This is a genomic window from Methanobrevibacter sp. (genome assembly GCF_017468685.1).
Lineage (GTDB): Archaea > Methanobacteriota > Methanobacteria > Methanobacteriales > Methanobacteriaceae > Methanocatella.
The window spans coordinates 1-21,772 of record NZ_JAFUHT010000036.1 but is presented as its reverse complement, the minus strand read 5'-3'; the positions used below and the strand labels follow the sequence as shown (position 1 = coordinate 21,772).

Here is a 21,772-nt window from a genome sequence, read left to right as displayed (position 1 = left end):
TCCCTATTATTTTTTACATTCTAAGTTACCGGAAATAAGAGTAATAACTTTATCAGTTTTTTTAGTTACCTTATTCTTATTATACACAACATGAACATCAGATAAACGATATAAATCAGTATCAGTTTTAATATAAATATCCAGTTCACCGGAATGCAAATCACGGTAATGGTCGTTTATCTCATTTCTCACTTTCGCATATAAATCATTTTTAGTATTCAAACTCATATTATCAAATCCTCATTCTATATTATTTTTTCAAATCCTCAAAATTATCACAGAAACTAACATTAATCCCGATATGATCCAAATCCTTGAAATCATAATCCATCTTGAAACCGTAAAAAAACATTGGATTCACAACACCTTGACCATCAATAACTGATGACCTTGGATAAGTAACTGCCTCAGCAATTTGACCGTTATTTCTTTCAAATGTAACATGTACAATATCTGCCGGTGTTGGGTGTATGCCTACACGATGCAGACATCTTAACATGTATCGTGCGTAGTTTTCCAATTCTTTTAATGCTTTCCAATAGATTTTGTCTATGTTTGGTAATTTGATTGTTATATCTGATGCTTTCATAATTGTACTCCTATTTGTGCTGCTACTTGTCGGATTACACTTTTTCCGATGTCAGTTCTTTCAGATAAATATGCATTCACGATTGTTTCACGGATATTGTTTAGTTCCTCTTCGGTTTCCTCATACCTGTTTAACAATGATGTGATTTTTTCAATATTTGTCATGTTGGTTTCAAGACAGTTTTTATCACTGGTTATGTTTACATGACTGATTGGTTTGTTATTATGGTATTGTATGATGTTTATGTCTGTATACATAATGTCCTCTTGAACTTGGGTTTTAAAGCTCATTAATACTCATCTCCTTAACAACATCATCTATATCCACATACACTTTCCTTGGTTCAATGATTATCTCATGACAATCCTCATCAATGGTTATTTCCATTGCCTCAATGTAGTGTACGGTGGTATCTGTAATAAAAATAAAGGGTATCCTTTCATTATTTTGAAAAATAATTTTAAGAATACTCCTGCAATGTGTGTTTTAATCATCATATTTAGTTACTCCATTTTCTTGACAAGTCTTTATCGTTGAATACTGTTTTTTCCTGACATTCTTTCATACTGCTGATATTGTCCTGAAAGAATTTCAAACATAAATCCTTTTTAGGATTGTAGTTATCACAGTTAAGATGGATATTCTGTTTACAGTTATCACACCTATTGTCCTTGTCTAATTTATTCTCACAGTATAATATGTCATCTTCACAGTATCTGTATTCACAGTCTTTAAACTCACTCATTTTTCCCAAAACTCCATTAATCCATTGTAACCCCATTCTCGACCACAATCTTTGCAAATATATTTAACATAACATTTTTCAAGGTCATACGGGTCATAATACTTTTCAATTTCAATATCCTCACTGCCACATTTAAGGCATTTAGGAATCCATATAATCTTAGGACCATCACTCACTCTTTATAACTCCATTTCTTTTTTAATCTTATCCAAATAAACAACAGGCACATCATATGCTAATGCAATATCATGTTCCAGTTTACAACCTCTGGCATTTTCCCAACCATAACCCATAGCCAGTACATCGACCATGCTCATAAACAGGATTGATTCACTAAAACATTCTAATGCTGATTTTTCATTATGGTTTTCAATTACTGTACTCATTATCTCACAATTATCATCATAATAATCGAATAATAAGTTTGCCATTTCGTTTCTTTCATCTGAGATTTCTTTATCTGTTTTGTCCTTCATTGGACTGCTTAACATGATTTTAATTTTACTCATAAATTATTCCCTCCTATGATTAAAAAATGTGTTCCAACTTATCCATATTTACAATCCTCCATGTGTTTTCAAGAATGAAACAATACAAGCAATAACCACAATCAAACCAATGAAACCATAAAAATAATATCCATAATATGCACTGGTGAAATAACTATGATTATAATCACTGCAAGTAAAAACCTCATCAAACGGTGTGTTTCTGCAAGTTTTTTCATGACCTTTACCGCAGCCGGATTGTCTTATCATTGGCACATCAGGATAATAATCATACCAAAAATGCTTACACTTAAAACAATCAACGCCTTCACTCATTCGCTCCACTCCTTAAAATCATCATAAAACTTTTCATAATCCTTTTTATTCAAAATAAGAATAGGTGCTTGACACCTATCATCACAGATAACTGTCAAACCCCTGAACAAATAACTAATGTCATTAATCATAGAACCACTATTCCCGATAGATCATACAAATAATCATACCTTGAATCTCAATCAATTCATGAGTTAGTTCACCTCTGCGTTTCTCAACATCAGTTAGTTCCTCAACTAATGCATCAGATTTAGCCACTAATTCACTAAAAGACAAGTTATTATTCTTGATTTGCTCTTCCATTACTTTTTTAGCATTTTCCTTAAACTCTTTCACATCAAACTTCATAAATAATCCTCCACATATCGATATTCTGGTCTTGGTTCAGGTAGAATACCAACTTTAACAGTAACATCACCATATTCATAGTTATGCTGAATATCAGTCAGACCATACTCTTCAAAATTATCACTTAAATTTTGAAGCTCCTCACCTGCATTTTCAAGTCCATTCAATTCAAATGTTACAAATCTTGATTTTTTCAGTAAGCTAATCAGATTAACTAACAATAAATCATTCATCATAGTTCAACTCCCAAAAAGTATAAAAATGTCTTACATCATACAATGCCCTATTGAAATCACCATCAAAACGAACAGCACGGTCATCAACATAACACACTGCCGGAGGTTTAACATTAGTAACCTCATCAACAGTAATCTCATTCTCTTGCAACCATTCCTTGACTTTCCCAATATCTCTTGCAGTTAAAATAACTACACGATATATTACTGACAATTTCATTATGAAGTCATCTGCTCCTGGTCGCATATCAAAAAGATTATCAGGGTCATAAAATTTGTAATTATTCAGGACACCATCAAAGTCAATGCAGACTACTGGTTTTTCCCTTTTCAATTTCCCAATACATTTACACATAAATCTCATTCCCTTATCATTAAATTAGCAACATTAAACACCGTGACCATTATACAACACACTATTTGCATTAAACTATATGTTACAGTATCAAATACTTGAAACCAACAATGACATACTGCTAAAATAGCTTGAAACAATACAATACTAAAACTAATTTTCAACAATGTTTCCATAATACCCTCTCAGCATCAGATAATAATTTATTCTCATCTTTTTCCATTTTATTCACCACATGATACACTATGTGAAACCGTATCACAGTTTTACATACTGGACATCTGAAAACAAAACTCTTACGGATAAACATTAATAGTAATCCGAGTTTACTGAACTTGAAAGTGTAACCACATTTGCATCTCCGTAATTTCGGATCTATGTTTTCGGTTTCAATTACATGATAATGAGTTAAATATTTCATGTTTAATCATCACTCATTCCGGTTATCAGGTAGATTAATATTCCTATAAACAGTATTCCCATTATCATTTGCAGGTTAAACATTGACATTTAAATCACTCCATATTGGAACTGTAACAGTTATGATTTTTATTTTCCTTTTTGGTCGTGGTAAGTCAATGTTTTTTTTCTGCATTATTTCATGTACATTAATATAATATTTTTCATTCATTGTCTGGTCGCACCTCTGTTAAAATTAATAGTTAATGGCTGATTAAAATAATGGTTGCAAGTGCAACTATTAAAATAATCAACCATTTATATCAAAAAAGGAGATAAAATACAATAAACAGTTAAAAAAGTACCAGTTAAGTTATATCAAACTCCTCCAAAATACGAGTCTTGCACTCTTCATTCCAACCCATACACCTGAACCTATCAACAATCTCACGCACCGTATCCTCAGAAACCTTATCCGCAGGAATACTTGCAAAAACCTTATTCCGACCATCAATAAATTTCTGAATAATATAATGCCCATTCACAAAACTATAATTCTTAGGTTTAACCTTCAACCTGTTAATCTCAAACCTAATCTCAGGACTAATAACCCAATCATTAGACAAACACAAAGCAGCAATATACTTAGCATCTTCCTCAGATTCAAACTTACCCACATGCTGATAAATACCAGCAGTCTGTTTCTGCACAGTAAACTTACCATCACGAGTTTGGCGGTAAAATTTAGCATTAGTCGAATTCATATGTCTGACATCAGGAATATCACCATTATTCCTTGCTTGATTACACATATGACTATATTCTCTACCATTCAGACCATGTATGCGGCGGACATCATGAGCTGTCAGATTCAAATTATTATAATCACTTACAAAATCCTCATAAACAGTCATACTACATCAATCCTAAACTTTTTCTTTTACTTGGGCTATTAACAACAGGTGTTTCTTTTTCTTCGGGTTTTAAAACATTCGAGATACGGGAATTATTATAGTTAATACATAAACTGTAAAACAAGAACTCATCAATATTCAAATGCTTAAAACCTTTATATGCTTGTCTAATTTGACTGAATAACTTACGATTACCGTTACTTTGAATACTTAACAATAACATATATGCATCATTAGCTTTCAAACCAGTCAAGTTATCATTAATGATCAATGTATTATCCTTCTTGATACGGACATCAATATTCTTACTATTTTCACAGAACTTGCTCATAATATCATCAAAAGTACCGACACGCAGATTGTAAATGACTTTGGATAAGTAATTGTAGTTACTGCCGATTGCGGAATATAACTTATTGAATTGTTTAAATGTTAAATCATTCTTAATCTCATTCAAATATAATAAGCAAGGTAATGAAATTTTAAAGTCCAGACTGTAACCTTGTTTTGTGGTATGAGTAATATGTCCGGTTTCATTAATCTTGACATTATTGAATAAAATCTGTTGTTTTGGATTAACTGTGAATAAGTCATCAGGATTATTCTTAACATTATTCGGTTTAACCTCATTATCCGTTTTGGAGGCATGGATTTTATCAAATCTTGCCTGTACTTTCTCATTGTGTTGAGGGTCTTTCAAGAGTAATAAGTCATCATGGTTTTTTTCACACATAATGGTTAATTCCTGAGTATTGGATAATACTTTTTTCATGTCCTCTTGCAGTTCCATGATATATTTATGTGCTAAGTGTAATCCTTTGCCTTTTCTTTCAAAGTCTTTCATTAATTGTGTAAATTCATTTTCTAAATGTTTTACATTATCATTTAAAATCGCAAGACCATTACTGAAATTATCAAATTCAGCATCACTAATACCACCATTATTGGCAGTTTGAAATATTTTCATAAACTTTTCAAACTCATCAATGTCCTCAGATGTCAATAACATATTTTGTCAGCTCCCTTTTATTTGTATTGCTCATATAACTCCCTTGCATAAGAATACTCATCACATAACATAATCTTATCCTTACCAGCATAATATAATATGGTTTCCATCATTTCCCGCAACTCCTCCGGTTCACAACCAAGGACATTAGCAGACTTCACTAATGCAGGTTCATAAACAGTTTTACTGTTACGATAATGAGACCAAACATTCAACCATGCCTTATTATTCTTACTGATAATCATCTCATCAGTTACATCTTTACTGTAATCTTTTTCAGTTAGTAAATGAATATTCAAATTAGATTCTTTCATATTATTTAACTCGTCCTGAATGTCAGATATTGGAAACTCAGCATCACCAACACCAAGATATTTTTCAAGACATATACTAACAAAAGCAGATAAATTCGGGATTTCTGCTTTCGCTCTATTCAATAACTCTTCCTCAATCTTTATTGTAGTTGTTTTTTTCAACCTAAATCACCTTGTTTTCAATATTTTTTTTAACATTACTCAATGCAGTATTTAAAATCTCTTTACTATTCTTTAAACCTAAACCATAACAGATGACACCGATTTCATGTTTAATGTCAGATAATAACAAATCATCAACACTGGTTAAATCATACTGTTTCATTTTAGCAATAATCATATTCTCAGCATCATTCAAAACTTGCATCTCTGCATCAGACATGACACTTTCCAAAGTACCGGCAGTTTCCGGAGTCAGACCAATAGTTTCTAATGCATTGCAGTAAATACGGATTGCACATTCAGCATCAGTTTTCACCGCAACATCTCGAAGTTCACATTTTGCTCTTTCAATTGTCAAGCGTTCTAATGCTCCAAGGTCACGGGCAGTAATAGGTTTTGCAGCATCAGATTGTAATGCCGCTTGCCTTGTATTTACATAAAAATCAACTAATAATTTTTTAGCTGACTCATCAAGCCGTGGGAATATTTCCAGTTTTGCATAAGTTACATATTTCTTAAACAATTCTGGTTCAATAATATCAACATCATCAAGTAGATCATGTTTATTCAGTAAACTTGTTGCAAGTTCCGTATCGTGTTCAACCTCAATCTTATCATTCAAAGCAAATACTAAGTCGAACCTTGACAATGTTGATTCCGGAATGTTAATTTGTTCTTTGGTGTCTTTGAACTTATTAAACCTGCTATATTTTGGATTTGCAATTGCAAGTATACTGGTTCTTGCAGTCATAGTTTTCACTAATCCTGCTTTTGCCGGACTTACACTTAGCTGCTCCATCGGTTTATTCAAACTCTTTTGAGCACCTTTACTGAGTTTGTCAAACTCATCAATACATAACAGACCCGTATCTGCTAAGACTACACTTCCTGCTTGAAGTGTCCAAGCACCAGTCAGTTCGTCCTTGACTGCACTGGTGGTTAATCCTGCTTTACTGGTGTCCGCACCATCAATGTCAATGAACTTCGGAACTCTTTTTTTTAATGCAGTAATGATTTGAGATTTACCAATACCAGGGTCACCAATCAGTAATATATGGGTGGTCCATCTGTCCATTGTCTCATGTTTAAAAACATCATGCTCTGGTCTGTAACCCTCAAATAACTGCAATAATAAACCTTCCTTAACATTCTCATAACCCACGATTTCAGGTGCAATGCTTTTAACTAATCTGTCATAAATATTCGGTTCTTGACTGAGTTTAATAATCTCTTGTTTATCCTCCTCAGTTAAACGATAATCCTCAAATGCATTATTCACAGGATTAATATTATGCAGATTAATCAAAAATTCAAAGTCATTTTTCTTATTAGTTTTATCAGTCCTTTTCACTTGAAATTCACCAAGTATATCCACAACATCACCCGCTTTGAGTTTATGCTGAGGACTTGCCAAGTAATCTTGCATGTATCCTTTAAATTCACGACTATTTCCGCCAGACCTTAGTTCTAATGGTTCCTCTAATTTAACATACCTGTAATTACGGAACTCACTTAACTCCTGATTCAAACGGAATGACCGACCACCACACTCAGGACACAATGAAGGTTCCACGAGAATATTGTCATCAATATCAAGTTGAATCAATCTCATGCAACCACGACATTCAAAAGTAGCAGTTTTCAGACCAGGTGTGGAGTCAGTAATGTTTTTAATCATTGCTTTTGCAGAAATAGTATCTCCGGCATAACTTGCATCAAGCTCATGCAACATGCAATTTGGTGGTACATCTTTAATTTTAATTGTTATCCATGTTTTAGGATTGTTTTTAATGTTGATTTCTTTTTCTACATCAAGGATAATGTTATTGTAATTGTCAATGTCAAAAAAATTAAGATTAATGGAATTAACAAAGTAATCATTTAGCAAAGTATAATCCACATCTAACCTTGCTGGTCCTTTCAATTCCATTAAGTCATTTTTATGATATTTTTCTATATATTCAAGAAATACTTCATTTGGTTTTTTCATGAATATATACACCTCACATAATCCCTTTTTTATTCTATTTTTACTTGTTTGTTATTAACACGGACTACATAGAAACTGTTAAAACTAAATGTACCGTTTCTTTCAATGTTTTGAATGGCCATGACTTTTAAACCACCAATGAAATCAGTAAATTGTTTCAGATTCACATTCCTGAATACATTTTTACCTTTGGTGCTGCCTTCATTTTCTAATTCAAGGATAGATTGTACAAAGTCGAATAGTACACTACCTTTAACAATACGGTCCACATGGTAATCTGGTTTTTTCAGGTTGATGTTAATGTCAAGATAACTTTCGTCATCGTCATTAACAAGGACTAATCTGATTTTGTGGACTGTTTTTTCAACAGGTTTGCCTTGGTCATCAAATTCGTTTTCATCTGTAAAGGTTGAGGTTAAAATACCGCTAACTTGTGGTTTTCCAGTAAAAACCTCTTTATTGGATAAGTCTTTTAATCTGTATCCTGCGTATCCATCTGGTATTTCAATCATTTCCTCATAATCCATGTCTAATGTAAACATGCTCTCATTTTCAAAGCTCATTCTAATAATCCTCCTTCAACTTTTAACTGTACTCTTTTATTGTCAATTAAATCATTAATGATAACTAATTTGTCTTTGTATTTTTTAATATCCTCATTCGCAGTATTGATTTTATCCTCAAACTCCTGTAAATGTGGTTTCATTACAGCATCTTTATCTGCAATGGTTGGTTTAGTTGTAATGTTTAACTCTTTTTTAAAATCAATGGTTCTTAATAACTCATCTTTTTTATTTTTCAAGTCCTGTTTAGTATTGAATAAAGTCTTTTCCAATGGACTGATTTTTTCAAACATCAGGAACATTTTTTCATACACTAAATCATCAAGGGATAAGTTAAAAATACTTTTACTAATTCCCATTTCTCTTGCACTTTCTGAGATTTCATACTCAGGAATTACAATCATTTTTTTCTGATCCACTTCTACAACAATTGGCTCTTGTTGCAGGTCTTTTTTTTCTGTCATATCTTGTCAGCTCCATTTTTTTATATTAAAAAAATATTATTAATAGACCAAAAGAATGGTCTAAAAATAAACTTAAAAATTTAGTCATTTTTGAAGGAAGGCATCTCCTCAGCAGGTGTTCCTTGGAAACCTGCCATCTCCATAATCCAACCCATACAGTTTCGAGTTGCTTTATTGTATGCTCTGGTCTGTGCCATGCTCATCATACTGCTTGTGTCTTTTTGGAAACCTTCACGGGTTGCTGATGCTTCGGCATAACTCATTACTTTACCACCAACAATTTCACCATTAATATATTCAGGGTCTTTTAATAAAGTACATTGTGCTTTATAACCTATGATACGACCTTTATTATTTCGTATTTCATCAATAACTTTTGTTATAGGGGTTATACCCATGAAAGTATTAAGCATTTCCCAACCACCTTTAAGGACATATTCTTTCTCAGGTTCTTTCTTGTTTAAACCCTTTTTAACTAAACCTTGGTGTTTCACAATAGTTTTCAAGGTATCAGCTACTTTTACCGTAATGCTAATTTTTTCACTAATTGGTATTTCTGGGTTTAAGATTTCATAATCTGCTAATGCACTATTCTTTTCAGTTACTGGTGCAATTGCAGTTTCAGTTACATTTTCATCAGGAACCTCATCTTTTGGAATTAACTCCTCATCAGATACGATTTCAACATCAACTTTCTCATCTTTTTCGATTTTATCGGCAGTTACAAATACTGCCTCATCATCATTAAAACTCATATGCTTAATCTCCTTGTAATTCTAAAATGTCATCAATACAGTGTAATAAACTTCTTAAAGTATTTACTTGTCTTGCAGTATCCTCTTGTAGTTTATTAATGCTTTTTAATTTTAATTGAGTTTCTTTTAACTCTTTTTTCACTTCTTTTTTAACAGATTCTAATCTTTCAATATCCACTTAAATCACCACTCATTAAATCATTCGGATAACTATTTCCTAACTGGAAAACCCATATAACTATAAAGAAACCAATTACTAATGCTAATAATAAAATAAAAGTCCAGTTAAGTCCTTCAAGGTTGATTGGTTCTTTTGGTTTATGCAATGAGTTTACCGGTTCAATTTTCCTTGGTGAGAATAAATTAATCAGTAACAGATAAATCAATTTAAAAATCATAATTCCATCTCCAAATAAAATAACACCCACAACATTTTACCATCAACAATAAAACTCATGGACTCACCATTTCATAATCCGGAAATAAATCGGATAATTCTTTGTGCCTCTGAAAGTAACTGACAAAATCATAATCAACTCCATCAGTAAAATCATTATCCTCAGTACGCATGAGTTCACTTATAAATCTGTCTTTCAATTTCTGAAATCCAACTAACCATGCTTTACCTTTTCTCCATTTAATAAAACCAGTATCAGACTCTTCACACATATACATCAAAGGTTTCAAATCTTTATGCACATGTGCAACAAATCCTTTTCTTTTACGATTACTATATACTAACACAGTATCATTATCAGGATTAACATGAATAATACGGTGTTTAGTATTTCCTTTTGCAACTCTTATGCAGCCATCATGATCAAGTATGCCATGATAGTTTTCTTTAAATGAGTTGCTGTTTTTTGCAACTTGTGTCATGTTTTATCAGCTCTTTAAATTCTAAATCCTCAATATCCATAAGTGTAGATATTGAGGTTTTTTCGTAGTCTAATTCATCTAAATGTGCTTCTATTGTTCCCTCAATGAATTCATCAGGAGTATATACAATAGGAGGTTCCGGAGGAGCACTATAATACCAGTCATCACTCATGATACGGGTCTCCTCAATCTTTTTTCTGGATTTTAGGTTTGAGTATCCTATCCAGTTGTTTTTTCTGGTCTTGTGTGATAAAGTAACCACTTTGACCTTTGTAGTTTATCTTTTTCATAATTGGTCGCACTCCCTAAAAATTTTAGGTTGTTATGATTAATATTTCTCGTTTGAGTTATATTAATCTAATTATTATTTTTGTATTTACTGTATATATATTTAACTATTCGAATATTGGAATATTCACATAGTAATACCATTTAAATATACTAATATACAAATATTAATATATGGAAGTGATTACTTATGAGTGACATAGATAAAATAACAATAAGAGTTCCAACGGAACTAAAAAAAGAGCTGCAAATAATTGCAATACAAAATGACACCAACATGTCTGAAATAATCAAAGAGTTACTAACAGATTATGTTAAACAATACAATAAACAGTAAACTATATAACAAACAATAACCTAAAAATACTAACAAGGTTATTATTATGAATTGGGTTAAAATATATTTGCAAAAGGTTTATTTGTATTTTCATTGTTTGGTCGCACTGTAATATAATTACTCTTTTTTTAAATTATTCTACCTATATTCACATTTAATAATCTGGAAAGGATTATGTAATTTGAAAAAAACAACTATAAAAGATATTACATGTTTTGTCAGCTCTAAAAAAGAAACATATAACTATTTTTTTATAATAGTTTTTTTTCTTTTTTACATACCCTTTTTTTTATAAAATTTATCACCCACCATATAATATAATATTCAACACCAGGAATATAAAACCTGAATGCGAGAGAGCATTTGGAAAGTATTAATCATCAAAAATATACCACTCTTTAATCGCATCAATGTCTTTCTGCATCTTATCAAAGCGTTCTTTCAACTCAATATTCTCTTGCTTAATAAGCAAATACTCATCTGAATAAACATCAATCTCACGGACATCAGTTAGAATAAGCACACCTTCTAATGCTTTAACATACTCATTCCTTAAAGTATCCTCATCTTCAAAGAAATATACATCATCAACACTCCCATTTGACTTACCTTGCAAAACATTAACAAGATACCTTGACATACCATATTTTTCCAACTGCGATGCATGAAACTTCCTGAGCATATGACCACGGAACCGATTAAAAGTTCCTGCTTTACCAAGTCCAAGTGCATTATTTAAATCATTGAACTTCACATCAAAATGACTGTTACTAATCTGAAACAGTTTGTCTGATGGTTTCAGCAATGGTCGATGGTATCTTTTATTTCGCTTATCCCTTATCCGCAGATAATTAATGATTTCATTCACTGCCTCAGGACTGCAAAATGTAATGAAATATTTATTAGTCTTACTCCGGCGTAACTTGAATGCCGGTATAATATCATCTTTACATTCACTGAGTATATCCAATGCAGTATTCATATCATCTGATTGATGATACGGATAAGTCGCAGTAATGAAATCTTGAATTGATAAACTTAAACAATCCACACGACTCATGCCGGTGCTGACCAGGAATAATATTAAAGCTCGCATTTTTGGTTCGGATAATTCAACAGCATCACGGATAATCTGTCTTGTTGGTAAATCATCAGCAGTAATGGGTTCACTAACATTTGCATTTTTAAGATTCCATGCTGGAAGTTTACCGATTTCAATTTCATGATGACTGTAAAAACCTTTGACTGCTTTCACATATGATTTTGCACTGGATAGTTTCATGTTGTCTTTGCAGTAGATCATGTAATTAATGAGTCGATGTTTTAGTTTTCTGCGTTTCCATCTGATGCCGTTATCTTCCTCAGTATCTGCTTCAAGTATTAATTCATGTAAACTTAATCCTTGAAATGTACTGTAATGATTTAACATGTACCTCATGCTTTTTTCTGTTTTTTTTCCAAGTCCTCTTGTTGTTATATATTCTTGCAAGTAATATTCATTTGATGTCATAGTTTGGTCCCCTTAATATTATTATCTTTTTTTTTAATTATCAAAAATTTTGCAAGAGAGCATTTGAAAACTAATAATATTTTTGGAAAATACATGATTTTCAAAGTATTTGTCATTGAGAAATGATGTGATTTTCGTGTATTTTCCAGTAAATTTTTCATGCTACTTATGATGGATATATTTATCATATGTATTATTTAAAAAATAGTATAAAAAAAATTGTTCGCTCCGTATGGAACGAACAATAATTCGTGTTTTTATTTCGGAGTGTAGAAATAGCAATATATTAATACAAACACGAGAACTTGAACCTAAACTTATTGACTTTTTTTTGTAAGTAACTAAAAAAATTGTTATTCTCTTTTGGGACCTTAACAACAATGAACACTCCGGAAAAAAATATTGTTGTCCCCTTTTTCCATCAAGCACTTTTTATAAAAAAACAACAGAAAATATAAAAGAGAGAGAAAAAAATGAAGTTTCCCTGTTTAAAAAGATAGCAAAAAAACAAGGAGACTTCAAATTCTTAGCTGCGATGAAAAAATCAATTTTTTTTTCCTATATGTCCTTTTTTTTATGTTACTTACAATTATAATATATGCACCCATTTATTATTAAAGTTCAAATTAATGAACCACTTAAAACACATTGAAATGATGCACACCAGTAATCTTAGACCTTTCACCATCAATACAAGCAACCTCAGACACTAATAACAAAACATCATCACCTTTTTTAGCTATGATTTCAGCAGTCGTATTCACATGATTAACATTCACATCAACCTTATCCCTTGCAGCAAAACATGATCCAACTGGTTCAATTTTCAGTTCCTGAAATGTAATGTCATATGACTCAACTTTTTTGGAGTTTTCAAATTCAAAATATTTCAGACTGATTGCTGTACTGTCACGATGTGTTGTGATGACATCTGATATTTCTGTGCCTTCCGGCAGTAATTCCCGTATGACATCATTGTAACTTTTATGCCTATCGTTTTTTAGTTTGTCAAGTTTGTCTTTTACTTCACGAGTTACTTTGATTGTTGTTATTTCACTCATATGTATCCTCTCTGTTTTTTCAATCTTTTTATGTTGTTTAATATTCTTTGATTTTCTGCCTCAGGACTGCTGTCGATTGGTCTGTCGCTGCAATTTAATCTGTGTCTGCGTTCCATTTCCATTGCCTCCTTCGTGATGTCTGTCATTGAATAATTATATTTGTATGATGCATTTTTTAATATTATTTTTATTATTTCCTCTGGACTAATTCCAGTTTCTTTTGCAATTTCCATTATTAGTGTTTTACCGCTTCGTAGTGGACTGCCCACTATAATATTCTCATCAGTCATAATTAATCACCATTTTTCAGGATTAGGTTTAACATCAATACTGTTTGTAATATCCCAATCAGCTAACAAATCAACATCAGGCCAAACATATTGTAAAATTCTTTTATGCACCAATAAATCGTTTAACATATCCAAAACCATATAATTTTTTATTTCATTTTTATTTTCAAAAGAATAACAATCGTCCCAACCACAGTTTATAACTAATTCAAAATAATTTATGTAAATATCATTGAAATCCCAGGACTTCCAGTATTCAGGACCAACATATTTTGCATTTTCAACTGGTATAGGTATATGAAAATAAAACGGTGCATGAATTTTAGTCAAGTAATCAAATAATTGCTGCATCATTGTACGATTATGCTCTGTATCTCTTAAACCAATAAAATTACTAAGTTTATCTAAATAATCCATGATTTCAACATTGCGACTATGTTTTAAGACTTGTTGTTTTCTAATTTCAAGTAAATCTGAATGGTCTACTCCTAATTTGTCAAATACATAAGTTATATTATCCATTGTAACATTAGGATATGCTGGTTTTGGCATATAGCTTATTTTTGGAATTTCATTAAATTTCATAATAACAATACCTCCTGTAATAATGATTCAAGTTCAGATAATCTGGATAACCTGTCATGCTCAGCATCATAAGTATTACTGACTGGATTACTTACCGGAGCAGATACAGGTTTATGTTGGTATACTTTTATTTTAGCTTTGATTAATTTAAATACATTATCCTGCCATAATTTAAGTTGTTGGTTTTCACATACTAATGATTCAATTTCATTCACATCAACACGAGACCTGCTGTTTAACGCTTTTTCGTAATCATTTAATTTTTCAGATAATCTGTATAAATCCTCAGGACATGAAATATGATATTGTATTAATGTTTCTCTGTCCATGAAATAGTCTCGGTTTAATGTTTCAATAAATTTCCATCTTTCGTTCATTTTTTCCACCCATATTTTCCATATTGGTCTTGGAAGTATTTTTTTAGTTCTTTTTCATCATTGACAATGTCTGTACTGTATTCATGAATTAAACTGCTTTGTGCATTGTATAATTGATTTATTAGTTCTTGTAATACTGTTTCAAGTTCATTGTTTTGATTTGATAATTCATTTAATTTGTCAATAACTGGACTCAATTTCATTTTAAGATAATAAGCATCTTCAAAATCCCTATATGAAACATCAAATAATTTATCGCTCTTATCGTAAATAACAACATTTTTTTGTTTTTCATAACATCTGCTCTTAAATCTTTTTTCACTCATTCAAAATCCTCCACTTAATCTTTTAAGAAATCCAATGCAGTAATCATATTCATATGTTGGAGCAGTACAATCAAAATCATCATTCAAATACGAACAAAATCTTTTTTTACTTTTTCTTGCATTTAAAACACAAACTCGAACATTTTCAGTCATTCTAATAACCTCCTTATGTCCTCATCAATCACAAAAGCAATACTCTTCTCATCTATATGAGTTATAAGAACTTTGCACAATGATTTGAGTTCCTTGTTTTCTTGCCTTAATTGCTCATTTTCTTTTTCCAACCTTAAAACATCATCTCGGCATTCATTATATCCTTTATGATATGCATTTAATAACTCACATTCCTCATCAATATCATACTGCTTACCATCTAATGCCCTCATAACAAAACCATCATGAGGGAAATACAAACCTGATGCATCAGGATACAACCAATTTTTCCTATTTTCAGTCATTCTACATTCACATCTAATAATCTCTCAACATCATCATGACCAACTAACTTGGAAGCTACCAAACCCTCAACCATCATGAAACCATACCCATAACGGAAACATAAATGATTATCATGACCAATTAAACCAAGGTCAATAGTTTTCAAAGGCATATTACATAAACATGATTCCAGTAAACCACAAGTAAAAACAGACTCATAAGCAAAACACTTAACCAGTACATGCTCAAAATGATAATCGTCTTTGAAACAATCAGCAAAAACTTTTAAAGGTATGGTCAGATACCTTGCCTTATCTAATTCATTATCCAAGTTATGCATACCACACCAGTAATAACTTTGACTGTACTCTTTCCAATCAGGTTTGTTAAAATCAACATGGATATTGTTTTCAGATAATTGTTTCTGATCCACTATGATAGTGTTGGGTTTGCTGATTTCATACTGTTGAAAATATGCAGGGTCTATTGTTATTTTGATGTATACTGTATGACTTCGGTTTATTGTTCTAAGTATTGCCTTGTCTTGATTAAAAGTGAATGTCCCATATTCACCTTTAAAGTCATGAGTTTCCGGTAATAATTGGATTAATTCTCGGAATTTAGTTAAATTAATAATATTATAATTACTCATAATTTAACCTCTTTCTTTCATACTTTTTAGGGTCATACCTGTAAACAGGTCTTTCTTTAATTTCATGATAACCGCATTCATGACAATGCATTTTTTCATAAACCTTATCCTCATGATAACAAACTTCAATGATAAAATTCTCATCATTTAAACATTTAGGACATGAATAATATTCTTTCAGATGACTTAAAACACCTAAAACATAACTATGAACTTGTTTCTGCATATCATTATAACTTAAATGTTTAACATTACGATTTTCAGGTCTTGGGTCATTACGATTACAGTCATCGTACTCCTCAAATTGTTTAATATAATTATCAATACCATGTTGAATATTATTAATCATTTTCACTAATTTTTCATTAGTATCCATCAAGGACAAGGCCATTGATAATTTATACTCATGTTGATTCTGCATTCCATTTAGCTTTTCGCATAATGTTTCAGCTAATTCCTTATCCGGTAATCCTGCAATGAATAATAAGCCATATTTATTGAATATTGCATAATCACCATATATGTCAGGACGAATTTTAAAATAATCCTCAACCATTACAATCACCCTATAATAAAAGCGTTACTTACATCAACATCTTTAAATGTGAAAATATACCTGTCACCATCACAGGAAGTATGTTCAAATTCACACTCAAATTCCTGACAAAATTCATAAATCACTTTTGATGTCCATTCAAAATCAGTGTGAATAATTTCATTTCCACCATAATAATAATGGAGATTTTTTTCTACTGCAAACCAAGTAACACCAGTTAAAAAATTAACTCTAAAATCATATTTATCTAAAAAATAATTGATTACAGCACATTTAAAATTCCTAATGAACTCTAAATGTTTGCTCCTGTAACTAATGCTTTGTTTTAACTCTTTCACAACTTGTTTATTATCGTACATTTAACTCACCATTATACTCACAAGTTAATTCATCATAACCTCTTTCACGATTAAGAATATGCATCAAACTTCTAATGTCAGATGGTTTATGCATACTAAATAACTCACCCTCATCACCATACTTGATAAAATAATCATCAATGATTTTTAAAAAAGGTTTATTGGATATTTCTTTTAAAATATTATCCAAACATTCAAGACAGTTACACTTAATCATGATTTCCTCAGAACCAATAACCTCAATAGATAACTCAAAATACCTGCTGAACCAATCATCAACATTAACCTCAACATATGCGACATCATCAAAAGTTAAATCCTCAGCATTATGCCTGAAAGTAAGATAATGTAACTTACGATTAATGATAACATATTCCATGAAAGGTAAATTAACATAACCCGTAATTTCATCATCAAAGTTTCGACAGATTAACATTCCCACAGGTTGATCATCTATTTTTTTCATTTCAATTTTCATTTAATCCACCAACATTTTTTTAAGAATTTCATAGTCAATAGCTTCAACATATAACAACTCTTCTAAATCAAAATCAATAATAACCGGAGGAATTGCTGAACCTTCATACTCAATTTTTAAGGTGTTGTCCCTGAATGTTAAAATTGGTTTATCATCAAAACGGTACTCTTTTTTACTTGTTGTTATACGGTATCTGAAATTACGACCATGTCTTATTACCGCAGCTATTTTATCATAGTTTTGTTGTGCTATTCCTGGTCTTATGCCATCGTTGATTAATCTCATAAAATATTCACTCCTTTTAATACCTTCTAACATATCCATTATCAACACGAATTTGCTCATAATCTTTAACATAAGGACAACTGCGATATGTTTTTTTACACTCAGCACATTCTCTGCAATAATTGATTTCTTTGTCTGATTCAAATTTTCTGCAAGCATTATATGAATAATACTCGTTAAAAAATTCATTTTTACGGTTACAAAATTTTCTTAATTCACCTTTAACATCAACTAATTCATAGTGTTTGCACTCTTCATGTTTAAAATCTATTTTTTGTGGTGGTCTTACCCATAACCAACCTGATGTCGGTCGGTCATATGTTTCGGAATTATGTGAGTATTCACATAAGAATACTACATCGTCATCATCTTTGGTTTCGCACCATTTTTTCAGGTCTTTAATTCTAACCATTTTTAATAACCTCCATATATATCCTCAAATTCTTGTAGTTGCCTTTCCAGTTCTGCTTGCTCTTCTTCTGGTGTTAATTCGGGTTCTTTTTCTTGTTTAATGATGTTAGTTACAAGCCAACCATTATCAAATGTTTTGATTTCTGCTGTATCACCAACTTCAATGTCCTCCTCGTAGATTACACGGTCAGATAATCTGACATTATAGAGTTTTCCAGTTCCACTGATTACGGTAACGCTTGTGTTAAATATTCTTTTGATGGTTTGGTATATTATGTCATAGTCTCCGTAGGTTTCAGTTTTGATTTTTGCTTTTGTTCCATCAGGCATTGTTTTACTGGAAACAGTAACACGACTCATGATTATCACCTTTTAAAAAAAGATAAGTTAGTCTTTTTTTATTCGACCACGGTGATTAAACATTCACCGACCATAAACTCATCAGTATTTTCACCAAGTATAAGATGCATATTGTAAGTTGCAATAATTCTATCTTTATTAATACCGTATGGTAAATCGCCAGTTATTTCACCGTTTTTCATTTCAAAAATGGTTTGTCCATCATCGTTTGTTGCTATAAATTTCATTGTTTGGTCTCCATAATTTTATTCATATTATTTTTAAAGAAATAATATGATAAGTATATTTATGTTTTAATTATATATAAAAGTATATGTTAAAGTATACTATAAATATTAAAAAAAATAAAATAAACGGTAACACACCCCCTCGTAATACAATAAATATGTAAATACTGTAAATACATATTTACAATAATACACCATACACTATAAAGAAAAAAAATAAGACCAGGAAAAAAACATAAATTTTTTTCATGATCTACAAAACAATACGCTTAGACTTCCAACACTCACCACCAAACCACAACTCAACAAAATCACCACAGCCATACTGTAATGAATGACTTGTCAAAATTTTCATTTTAACCGGATACTTCTTAACGACCTTGACCTTTTTATTAACAACTTTTTTAATCCTGTAATTGTCTGAATCAAACTCATCAACAATATCCCAACCATCATAATATTGATTATCCCAATATTCCCATGATGGCACAATGTCATACATGGTAACTTTCTTATTCTTATAATAAGACACAGTTTTATACTTACCAGTTTTAACAGTAACTGATTTGGTTTTATGTTGTTTTTTAGCAGTTTTTAATTTTTTATATTGTTTGTTGGAAATTTTACCCTTATATTTTCCGTACTTGAATGTCTTTGATGCAGCTACATCACCAGCACCAACAATCATACCAACACAGAAAATAAAAAGAATGATTAAAATAACAGACTTGTTATTCATAAAACTAAATCTGTTATATCATCTATTAAATATTTACTATGTCTTTCAAAACCATCACTAACATGATACTGCAAATATAGATAGAACAAGTTATTTTGCAAGACTAAACAAATCTGAAACACATTACTAATCTCATCAGTATTCACAGTAACCGTAACATCATCACAGGAATAAGTTATAGACTCCTGCTCATACAATGCAGATTTAATATTCCGGACATGACGATTATCACTAAGACTAACCTCTAAAACTTTAATAACACCAATCAAATTCATAATCAAACTACCTATTTACATTAACCATAAACCATGATGGATTAGTCGCAAGTAACTTACCATTGCTGCACCAGATTTCAGTCAATGCCTTACCATTCGCAGACACAACACACGCAGGGTCACGACGAATCCACTTACCACCAGTATGTTTAGCATGTCTTAATTTCAATCTGACATGACCCTCACCACTTGACTGGCATCTGACATGCTCAACAATGACATCATAACCCAATGCTTTTGCAATATGCCAAAACACATGACATGCATCAGTACAGTTTGGTTTTTGACTACCATTTTTCAGATGGTCGATTGTTTGTTTGTTGCTGAGATAATCATCAAAGTATTTACCATATCCTCGGTCTTTGACTTTGCCTAATGCCTCATCGATGGTTTTTACTACACCAAATACTTTGCAGAAATAGTTAAATACACTGTCATTTGATTGTATTGGACTTGCAGTATTCTTTTTGATGATTCCACTATTAAATTTGCATGTATTTGGTAAACGATTATTTTTATTACTGAATAATATTATCCTACTGAATGCATCAACTAATACTAATGGGTGAATTTTTGTATTTTTGAATAATGCATAATTCGGTGCTCTTGATTCCTTGTTTATGAATGAATTTGTGGTTTTACATATGGTAATGTAATTTTCCTTTTTAATGTCGGTGTTGATTTTGTCACCGGTTGGTGCTGGTGCATTGCTGATTGTTTTATTTGTAACTTTTGCTTTATTATTCACAATGGCATCTGCAAAGATGCTGATTAATTTACCATAATTGTATTTTACATTATCAACCTTTACACTTGCCGGTACATTCTTATTTTCGGTTATATACTCTTGGGTTTTTTCTGCAATCTTTATAATTTTCTTATCCATAATCCAGTTCCTCCCATTTAATTTTATTTGAATAGATAATTATCCCGATACTCATTCTGAGTACATCTGCCATTAGACAGATAAGGACAATGATTATAATTTTTCTTACAAGCTCGCCTGTAACAGCAACCTTCACAAATATTCTCATCTGACATAATATTTTTATCCTATTGCTATAATATTACTGGAATCACCATCAATAAAAACAATAATACAAGTATTGCCAGTTATTGGTGTTCCGATGCATTCAACATACTTAAAAACAGTTCCATCATCTAAACGGACATCAATAAAACTATTATCATAAATTTTATTGATTTTGCCTTTTTTCGGTGCAGGGTTATCATTTGAATTGTCCCTGACAACTTTTATGATCTCATCAATTAATTCGTTTGGCATGGAAAAAATCACCTTTTCTAAAATAAAAATTTAATAAAAAAAAATAAGAGGTTGGTATGGGATTTGAACCCATGATTTCCTGTTTACAAGACAGGCGGTGTGGACCGAGCTAGCCTAACCAACCATTAAAAAAAAAGTATAATAAAGAAAAAAAGTCATTAAAGAGTTACATTATAATCTCGACCATAAAAATTCAAGTTAATATTAATCGTAAACTCCTCATGCTTAATTTCCTTATGTATCTTATTTTCCGAAATATACATTTCAGATATATATTGGTACTCAAGTGACGGAACAAAATTAACTGGAACCTACTCCACAGGCAGTGACAGCAATTATTCATATATCACAAATCTTGGAACAGATCTATTATTCCCTGCAGTTCCT

General features: G+C 31.2%; 44 protein-coding genes and 1 tRNA gene. 1 reads left to right on the top strand and 44 read right to left on the bottom strand.

Going from position 1 to position 21,772, the window contains the following annotated elements:
• Positions 1 to 6: 6 nt before the first annotated feature.
• The 23 genes from IJ258_RS05315 to IJ258_RS05205 form a co-directional block, all read right to left on the bottom strand.
• Positions 7 to 228 carry a hypothetical protein gene (locus IJ258_RS05315; protein WP_292804028.1) on the bottom strand — a complete coding sequence of 74 codons (222 nt, stop codon included), beginning with the start codon at positions 226 to 228 and terminating at the stop codon, positions 7 to 9.
• A gap of 22 nt (positions 229 to 250) precedes the next feature.
• Positions 251 to 589: a hypothetical protein gene (locus tag IJ258_RS05310; protein WP_292804025.1), complete on the bottom strand. Its 339-nt coding sequence runs from the start codon at positions 587 to 589 to the stop codon at positions 251 to 253.
• Positions 586 to 879 carry a hypothetical protein gene (locus IJ258_RS05305; protein ID WP_292804022.1) on the bottom strand — a complete coding sequence of 98 codons (294 nt, stop codon included), beginning with the start codon at positions 877 to 879 and terminating at the stop codon, positions 586 to 588. The genes IJ258_RS05310 and IJ258_RS05305 overlap by 4 nt, the downstream gene beginning before the upstream one ends.
• Positions 880 to 1,088: 209 nt before the next feature.
• Positions 1,089 to 1,334 (bottom strand): hypothetical protein, encoded by a 246-nt coding sequence (locus tag IJ258_RS05300; RefSeq protein WP_292804019.1) that lies wholly within the window; start codon positions 1,332 to 1,334, stop codon positions 1,089 to 1,091.
• Positions 1,331 to 1,510, bottom strand: a complete 180-nt coding sequence (locus IJ258_RS05295) for a hypothetical protein (protein ID WP_292804016.1) — start codon at positions 1,508 to 1,510, stop codon at positions 1,331 to 1,333. The genes IJ258_RS05300 and IJ258_RS05295 overlap by 4 nt, the downstream gene beginning before the upstream one ends.
• 3 nt (positions 1,511 to 1,513) lie before the next feature.
• Entirely contained in the window at positions 1,514 to 1,843 is a 330-nt protein-coding gene (locus tag IJ258_RS05290; RefSeq protein WP_292804013.1) for a DUF4406 domain-containing protein, read from the bottom strand.
• Between the two features lie 48 nt (positions 1,844 to 1,891).
• Positions 1,892 to 2,158 (bottom strand): hypothetical protein, encoded by a 267-nt coding sequence (locus tag IJ258_RS05285; RefSeq protein WP_292804010.1) that lies wholly within the window; start codon positions 2,156 to 2,158, stop codon positions 1,892 to 1,894.
• The gene (locus tag IJ258_RS05280) at positions 2,155 to 2,289 is read right to left on the bottom strand and encodes a hypothetical protein (RefSeq protein ID WP_292804007.1); all 135 of its coding nucleotides are present in this window, start codon (positions 2,287 to 2,289) and stop codon (positions 2,155 to 2,157) included. The genes IJ258_RS05285 and IJ258_RS05280 overlap by 4 nt, the downstream gene beginning before the upstream one ends.
• Before the next feature lie 7 nt (positions 2,290 to 2,296).
• The gene (locus IJ258_RS05275) at positions 2,297 to 2,506 is read right to left on the bottom strand and encodes a hypothetical protein (protein WP_292804004.1); all 210 of its coding nucleotides are present in this window, start codon (positions 2,504 to 2,506) and stop codon (positions 2,297 to 2,299) included.
• On the bottom strand, positions 2,503 to 2,742 hold the full coding sequence (locus IJ258_RS05270; RefSeq protein ID WP_292804001.1) for a hypothetical protein: 240 nt from the start codon (positions 2,740 to 2,742) through the stop codon (positions 2,503 to 2,505). The genes IJ258_RS05275 and IJ258_RS05270 overlap by 4 nt, the downstream gene beginning before the upstream one ends.
• Positions 2,732 to 3,106 (bottom strand): hypothetical protein, encoded by a 375-nt coding sequence (locus IJ258_RS05265; protein ID WP_292803998.1) that lies wholly within the window; start codon positions 3,104 to 3,106, stop codon positions 2,732 to 2,734. The genes IJ258_RS05270 and IJ258_RS05265 overlap by 11 nt, the downstream gene beginning before the upstream one ends.
• A gap of 487 nt (positions 3,107 to 3,593) precedes the next feature.
• Positions 3,594 to 3,728, bottom strand: coding sequence for a hypothetical protein (locus IJ258_RS05260; RefSeq protein ID WP_292803995.1), 135 nt, complete (start codon positions 3,726 to 3,728; stop codon positions 3,594 to 3,596).
• 136 nt (positions 3,729 to 3,864) lie between these two features.
• The gene (locus IJ258_RS05255; protein ID WP_292803992.1) at positions 3,865 to 4,410 is read right to left on the bottom strand and encodes a hypothetical protein; all 546 of its coding nucleotides are present in this window, start codon (positions 4,408 to 4,410) and stop codon (positions 3,865 to 3,867) included.
• 1 nt (position 4,411) lies between these two features.
• Positions 4,412 to 5,419: a hypothetical protein gene (locus tag IJ258_RS05250; RefSeq protein ID WP_292803989.1), complete on the bottom strand. Its 1,008-nt coding sequence runs from the start codon at positions 5,417 to 5,419 to the stop codon at positions 4,412 to 4,414.
• 17 nt (positions 5,420 to 5,436) lie between these two features.
• Positions 5,437 to 5,895, bottom strand: a complete 459-nt coding sequence (locus IJ258_RS05245; RefSeq protein WP_292803986.1) for a hypothetical protein — start codon at positions 5,893 to 5,895, stop codon at positions 5,437 to 5,439.
• Between the two features lies 1 nt (position 5,896).
• Positions 5,897 to 7,885 (bottom strand): minichromosome maintenance protein MCM, encoded by a 1,989-nt coding sequence (locus tag IJ258_RS05240; RefSeq protein ID WP_292803984.1) that lies wholly within the window; start codon positions 7,883 to 7,885, stop codon positions 5,897 to 5,899.
• Between the two features lie 29 nt (positions 7,886 to 7,914).
• Positions 7,915 to 8,448, bottom strand: coding sequence for a hypothetical protein (locus IJ258_RS05235; protein ID WP_292803982.1), 534 nt, complete (start codon positions 8,446 to 8,448; stop codon positions 7,915 to 7,917).
• Positions 8,445 to 8,912: a hypothetical protein gene (locus IJ258_RS05230; protein ID WP_292803980.1), complete on the bottom strand. Its 468-nt coding sequence runs from the start codon at positions 8,910 to 8,912 to the stop codon at positions 8,445 to 8,447. Before IJ258_RS05230 ends, IJ258_RS05235 begins: the two co-directional genes overlap by 4 nt.
• An 80-nt stretch (positions 8,913 to 8,992) precedes the next feature.
• The gene (locus IJ258_RS05225) at positions 8,993 to 9,667 is read right to left on the bottom strand and encodes a hypothetical protein (RefSeq protein WP_292803978.1); all 675 of its coding nucleotides are present in this window, start codon (positions 9,665 to 9,667) and stop codon (positions 8,993 to 8,995) included.
• A 4-nt stretch (positions 9,668 to 9,671) separates the two neighbouring features.
• Positions 9,672 to 9,845, bottom strand: a complete 174-nt coding sequence (locus tag IJ258_RS05220; RefSeq protein WP_292803975.1) for a hypothetical protein — start codon at positions 9,843 to 9,845, stop codon at positions 9,672 to 9,674.
• Positions 9,835 to 10,065, bottom strand: coding sequence for a hypothetical protein (locus IJ258_RS05215; RefSeq protein WP_292803972.1), 231 nt, complete (start codon positions 10,063 to 10,065; stop codon positions 9,835 to 9,837). The genes IJ258_RS05220 and IJ258_RS05215 overlap by 11 nt, the downstream gene beginning before the upstream one ends.
• A 55-nt stretch (positions 10,066 to 10,120) precedes the next feature.
• A complete protein-coding gene (locus IJ258_RS05210) occupies positions 10,121 to 10,546 on the bottom strand; it encodes a hypothetical protein (protein WP_292803969.1) in 426 nt (141 codons plus the stop codon).
• Complete coding sequence (locus IJ258_RS05205) at positions 10,512 to 10,808, bottom strand: hypothetical protein (protein ID WP_292803966.1); 297 nt, start codon at positions 10,806 to 10,808, stop codon at positions 10,512 to 10,514. Before IJ258_RS05205 ends, IJ258_RS05210 begins: the two co-directional genes overlap by 35 nt.
• A gap of 216 nt (positions 10,809 to 11,024) precedes the next feature.
• Here IJ258_RS05205 and IJ258_RS05200 point away from each other — a divergent pair, with 216 nt between their 5' ends.
• Entirely contained in the window at positions 11,025 to 11,171 is a 147-nt protein-coding gene (locus IJ258_RS05200; protein WP_292803963.1) for a ribbon-helix-helix domain-containing protein, read from the top strand.
• Between the two features lie 373 nt (positions 11,172 to 11,544).
• Here IJ258_RS05200 and IJ258_RS05195 read toward each other — a convergent pair whose 3' ends face one another.
• From IJ258_RS05195 to IJ258_RS05095, 21 genes are all read right to left on the bottom strand, one after another.
• On the bottom strand, positions 11,545 to 12,681 hold the full coding sequence (locus tag IJ258_RS05195) for a tyrosine-type recombinase/integrase (protein WP_292803960.1): 1,137 nt from the start codon (positions 12,679 to 12,681) through the stop codon (positions 11,545 to 11,547).
• 638 nt (positions 12,682 to 13,319) lie between these two features.
• Positions 13,320 to 13,742 (bottom strand): ribbon-helix-helix domain-containing protein, encoded by a 423-nt coding sequence (locus tag IJ258_RS05190; protein ID WP_292803957.1) that lies wholly within the window; start codon positions 13,740 to 13,742, stop codon positions 13,320 to 13,322.
• Positions 13,739 to 14,032, bottom strand: coding sequence for a hypothetical protein (locus tag IJ258_RS05185; RefSeq protein WP_292803954.1), 294 nt, complete (start codon positions 14,030 to 14,032; stop codon positions 13,739 to 13,741). Before IJ258_RS05185 ends, IJ258_RS05190 begins: the two co-directional genes overlap by 4 nt.
• Positions 14,033 to 14,038: 6 nt before the next feature.
• Positions 14,039 to 14,617 carry a hypothetical protein gene (locus IJ258_RS05180; protein WP_292803951.1) on the bottom strand — a complete coding sequence of 193 codons (579 nt, stop codon included), beginning with the start codon at positions 14,615 to 14,617 and terminating at the stop codon, positions 14,039 to 14,041.
• A complete protein-coding gene (locus IJ258_RS05175; protein WP_292803948.1) occupies positions 14,614 to 14,994 on the bottom strand; it encodes a hypothetical protein in 381 nt (126 codons plus the stop codon). Before IJ258_RS05175 ends, IJ258_RS05180 begins: the two co-directional genes overlap by 4 nt.
• Positions 14,991 to 15,320, bottom strand: coding sequence for a hypothetical protein (locus IJ258_RS05170; protein ID WP_292803945.1), 330 nt, complete (start codon positions 15,318 to 15,320; stop codon positions 14,991 to 14,993). The genes IJ258_RS05175 and IJ258_RS05170 overlap by 4 nt, the downstream gene beginning before the upstream one ends.
• Positions 15,321 to 15,473: a hypothetical protein gene (locus IJ258_RS05165; protein WP_292803942.1), complete on the bottom strand. Its 153-nt coding sequence runs from the start codon at positions 15,471 to 15,473 to the stop codon at positions 15,321 to 15,323.
• On the bottom strand, positions 15,470 to 15,778 hold the full coding sequence (locus IJ258_RS05160; RefSeq protein ID WP_292803939.1) for a hypothetical protein: 309 nt from the start codon (positions 15,776 to 15,778) through the stop codon (positions 15,470 to 15,472). Before IJ258_RS05160 ends, IJ258_RS05165 begins: the two co-directional genes overlap by 4 nt.
• Positions 15,775 to 16,410, bottom strand: coding sequence for a hypothetical protein (locus IJ258_RS05155; protein WP_292803936.1), 636 nt, complete (start codon positions 16,408 to 16,410; stop codon positions 15,775 to 15,777). Before IJ258_RS05155 ends, IJ258_RS05160 begins: the two co-directional genes overlap by 4 nt.
• Complete coding sequence (locus IJ258_RS05150; protein WP_292803933.1) at positions 16,403 to 16,966, bottom strand: hypothetical protein; 564 nt, start codon at positions 16,964 to 16,966, stop codon at positions 16,403 to 16,405. Before IJ258_RS05150 ends, IJ258_RS05155 begins: the two co-directional genes overlap by 8 nt.
• 5 nt (positions 16,967 to 16,971) lie before the next feature.
• Positions 16,972 to 17,325, bottom strand: coding sequence for a hypothetical protein (locus tag IJ258_RS05145; RefSeq protein ID WP_292803931.1), 354 nt, complete (start codon positions 17,323 to 17,325; stop codon positions 16,972 to 16,974).
• Positions 17,315 to 17,803, bottom strand: a complete 489-nt coding sequence (locus IJ258_RS05140; RefSeq protein ID WP_292803928.1) for a hypothetical protein — start codon at positions 17,801 to 17,803, stop codon at positions 17,315 to 17,317. Before IJ258_RS05140 ends, IJ258_RS05145 begins: the two co-directional genes overlap by 11 nt.
• A complete protein-coding gene (locus tag IJ258_RS05135) occupies positions 17,804 to 18,088 on the bottom strand; it encodes a hypothetical protein (RefSeq protein WP_292803925.1) in 285 nt (94 codons plus the stop codon). It abuts the gene before it with no gap.
• Positions 18,089 to 18,104: 16 nt separating this feature from the next.
• Entirely contained in the window at positions 18,105 to 18,500 is a 396-nt protein-coding gene (locus tag IJ258_RS05130) for a hypothetical protein (RefSeq protein WP_292803922.1), read from the bottom strand.
• 2 nt (positions 18,501 to 18,502) lie between these two features.
• Positions 18,503 to 18,859 (bottom strand): hypothetical protein, encoded by a 357-nt coding sequence (locus IJ258_RS05125; protein WP_292803919.1) that lies wholly within the window; start codon positions 18,857 to 18,859, stop codon positions 18,503 to 18,505.
• A 38-nt stretch (positions 18,860 to 18,897) separates the two neighbouring features.
• Positions 18,898 to 19,086, bottom strand: a complete 189-nt coding sequence (locus IJ258_RS05120; RefSeq protein WP_292803916.1) for a hypothetical protein — start codon at positions 19,084 to 19,086, stop codon at positions 18,898 to 18,900.
• A 253-nt stretch (positions 19,087 to 19,339) separates the two neighbouring features.
• A complete protein-coding gene (locus tag IJ258_RS05115; protein ID WP_292803913.1) occupies positions 19,340 to 19,825 on the bottom strand; it encodes a hypothetical protein in 486 nt (161 codons plus the stop codon).
• 282 nt (positions 19,826 to 20,107) lie between these two features.
• On the bottom strand, positions 20,108 to 20,986 hold the full coding sequence (locus tag IJ258_RS05110; RefSeq protein WP_292803910.1) for a hypothetical protein: 879 nt from the start codon (positions 20,984 to 20,986) through the stop codon (positions 20,108 to 20,110).
• Entirely contained in the window at positions 20,979 to 21,134 is a 156-nt protein-coding gene (locus tag IJ258_RS05105; RefSeq protein WP_292803907.1) for a hypothetical protein, read from the bottom strand. Before IJ258_RS05105 ends, IJ258_RS05110 begins: the two co-directional genes overlap by 8 nt.
• Positions 21,135 to 21,148: 14 nt before the next feature.
• On the bottom strand, positions 21,149 to 21,385 hold the full coding sequence (locus IJ258_RS05100; RefSeq protein ID WP_292803904.1) for a hypothetical protein: 237 nt from the start codon (positions 21,383 to 21,385) through the stop codon (positions 21,149 to 21,151).
• A gap of 48 nt (positions 21,386 to 21,433) precedes the next feature.
• Positions 21,434 to 21,509: transfer RNA gene (locus IJ258_RS05095), tRNA-Thr, on the bottom strand.
• Positions 21,510 to 21,772: the final 263 nt, after the last annotated feature.

Excerpts from the sequence above, each read along its gene's own strand:
- IJ258_RS05275 (WP_292804004.1), bottom strand. The coding sequence starts at position 2,506 with ATGAAGTTTGATGTGAAAGAGTTTAAGGAAAATGCTAAAAAAGTAATG.
- IJ258_RS05185 (WP_292803954.1), bottom strand. The coding sequence starts at position 14,032 with ATGACTGATGAGAATATTATAGTGGGCAGTCCACTACGAAGCGGTAAA.
- IJ258_RS05145 (WP_292803931.1), bottom strand. The coding sequence starts at position 17,325 with ATGTACGATAATAAACAAGTTGTGAAAGAGTTAAAACAAAGCATTAGT.
- IJ258_RS05195 (WP_292803960.1), bottom strand. The coding sequence starts at position 12,681 with ATGACATCAAATGAATATTACTTGCAAGAATATATAACAACAAGAGGA.
- IJ258_RS05300 (WP_292804019.1), bottom strand. The coding sequence starts at position 1,334 with ATGAGTGAGTTTAAAGACTGTGAATACAGATACTGTGAAGATGACATA.
- IJ258_RS05210 (WP_292803969.1), bottom strand. The coding sequence starts at position 10,546 with ATGACACAAGTTGCAAAAAACAGCAACTCATTTAAAGAAAACTATCAT.
- IJ258_RS05120 (WP_292803916.1), bottom strand. The coding sequence starts at position 19,086 with ATGAAATTTATAGCAACAAACGATGATGGACAAACCATTTTTGAAATG.
- IJ258_RS05260 (WP_292803995.1), bottom strand. The coding sequence starts at position 3,728 with ATGAATGAAAAATATTATATTAATGTACATGAAATAATGCAGAAAAAA.
- IJ258_RS05310 (WP_292804025.1), bottom strand. The coding sequence starts at position 589 with ATGAAAGCATCAGATATAACAATCAAATTACCAAACATAGACAAAATC.
- IJ258_RS05200 (WP_292803963.1), top strand. The coding sequence starts at position 11,025 with ATGAGTGACATAGATAAAATAACAATAAGAGTTCCAACGGAACTAAAA.
- IJ258_RS05140 (WP_292803928.1), bottom strand. The coding sequence starts at position 17,803 with ATGAAAATTGAAATGAAAAAAATAGATGATCAACCTGTGGGAATGTTA.
- IJ258_RS05130 (WP_292803922.1), bottom strand. The coding sequence starts at position 18,500 with ATGGTTAGAATTAAAGACCTGAAAAAATGGTGCGAAACCAAAGATGAT.
- IJ258_RS05175 (WP_292803948.1), bottom strand. The coding sequence starts at position 14,994 with ATGAACGAAAGATGGAAATTTATTGAAACATTAAACCGAGACTATTTC.
- IJ258_RS05180 (WP_292803951.1), bottom strand. The coding sequence starts at position 14,617 with ATGAAATTTAATGAAATTCCAAAAATAAGCTATATGCCAAAACCAGCA.
- IJ258_RS05155 (WP_292803936.1), bottom strand. The coding sequence starts at position 16,410 with ATGAGTAATTATAATATTATTAATTTAACTAAATTCCGAGAATTAATC.
- IJ258_RS05230 (WP_292803980.1), bottom strand. The coding sequence starts at position 8,912 with ATGACAGAAAAAAAAGACCTGCAACAAGAGCCAATTGTTGTAGAAGTG.
- IJ258_RS05270 (WP_292804001.1), bottom strand. The coding sequence starts at position 2,742 with ATGATGAATGATTTATTGTTAGTTAATCTGATTAGCTTACTGAAAAAA.
- IJ258_RS05150 (WP_292803933.1), bottom strand. The coding sequence starts at position 16,966 with ATGGTTGAGGATTATTTTAAAATTCGTCCTGACATATATGGTGATTAT.
- IJ258_RS05315 (WP_292804028.1), bottom strand. The coding sequence starts at position 228 with ATGAGTTTGAATACTAAAAATGATTTATATGCGAAAGTGAGAAATGAG.
- IJ258_RS05305 (WP_292804022.1), bottom strand. The coding sequence starts at position 879 with ATGAGCTTTAAAACCCAAGTTCAAGAGGACATTATGTATACAGACATA.
- IJ258_RS05160 (WP_292803939.1), bottom strand. The coding sequence starts at position 15,778 with ATGACTGAAAATAGGAAAAATTGGTTGTATCCTGATGCATCAGGTTTG.
- IJ258_RS05255 (WP_292803992.1), bottom strand. The coding sequence starts at position 4,410 with ATGACTGTTTATGAGGATTTTGTAAGTGATTATAATAATTTGAATCTG.
- IJ258_RS05135 (WP_292803925.1), bottom strand. The coding sequence starts at position 18,088 with ATGAGATTAATCAACGATGGCATAAGACCAGGAATAGCACAACAAAAC.
- IJ258_RS05240 (WP_292803984.1), bottom strand. The coding sequence starts at position 7,885 with ATGAAAAAACCAAATGAAGTATTTCTTGAATATATAGAAAAATATCAT.
- IJ258_RS05265 (WP_292803998.1), bottom strand. The coding sequence starts at position 3,106 with ATGAGATTTATGTGTAAATGTATTGGGAAATTGAAAAGGGAAAAACCA.
- IJ258_RS05125 (WP_292803919.1), bottom strand. The coding sequence starts at position 18,859 with ATGAGTCGTGTTACTGTTTCCAGTAAAACAATGCCTGATGGAACAAAA.
- IJ258_RS05165 (WP_292803942.1), bottom strand. The coding sequence starts at position 15,473 with ATGACTGAAAATGTTCGAGTTTGTGTTTTAAATGCAAGAAAAAGTAAA.
- IJ258_RS05100 (WP_292803904.1), bottom strand. The coding sequence starts at position 21,385 with ATGCCAAACGAATTAATTGATGAGATCATAAAAGTTGTCAGGGACAAT.
- IJ258_RS05170 (WP_292803945.1), bottom strand. The coding sequence starts at position 15,320 with ATGAGTGAAAAAAGATTTAAGAGCAGATGTTATGAAAAACAAAAAAAT.
- IJ258_RS05105 (WP_292803907.1), bottom strand. The coding sequence starts at position 21,134 with ATGAGAATATTTGTGAAGGTTGCTGTTACAGGCGAGCTTGTAAGAAAA.
- IJ258_RS05285 (WP_292804010.1), bottom strand. The coding sequence starts at position 2,158 with ATGAGTGAAGGCGTTGATTGTTTTAAGTGTAAGCATTTTTGGTATGAT.
- IJ258_RS05110 (WP_292803910.1), bottom strand. The coding sequence starts at position 20,986 with ATGGATAAGAAAATTATAAAGATTGCAGAAAAAACCCAAGAGTATATA.
- IJ258_RS05115 (WP_292803913.1), bottom strand. The coding sequence starts at position 19,825 with ATGAATAACAAGTCTGTTATTTTAATCATTCTTTTTATTTTCTGTGTT.
- IJ258_RS05280 (WP_292804007.1), bottom strand. The coding sequence starts at position 2,289 with ATGATTAATGACATTAGTTATTTGTTCAGGGGTTTGACAGTTATCTGT.
- IJ258_RS05290 (WP_292804013.1), bottom strand. The coding sequence starts at position 1,843 with ATGAGTAAAATTAAAATCATGTTAAGCAGTCCAATGAAGGACAAAACA.
- IJ258_RS05225 (WP_292803978.1), bottom strand. The coding sequence starts at position 9,667 with ATGAGTTTTAATGATGATGAGGCAGTATTTGTAACTGCCGATAAAATC.
- IJ258_RS05215 (WP_292803972.1), bottom strand. The coding sequence starts at position 10,065 with ATGATTTTTAAATTGATTTATCTGTTACTGATTAATTTATTCTCACCA.
- IJ258_RS05250 (WP_292803989.1), bottom strand. The coding sequence starts at position 5,419 with ATGTTATTGACATCTGAGGACATTGATGAGTTTGAAAAGTTTATGAAA.
- IJ258_RS05190 (WP_292803957.1), bottom strand. The coding sequence starts at position 13,742 with ATGAGTGAAATAACAACAATCAAAGTAACTCGTGAAGTAAAAGACAAA.
- IJ258_RS05235 (WP_292803982.1), bottom strand. The coding sequence starts at position 8,448 with ATGAGCTTTGAAAATGAGAGCATGTTTACATTAGACATGGATTATGAG.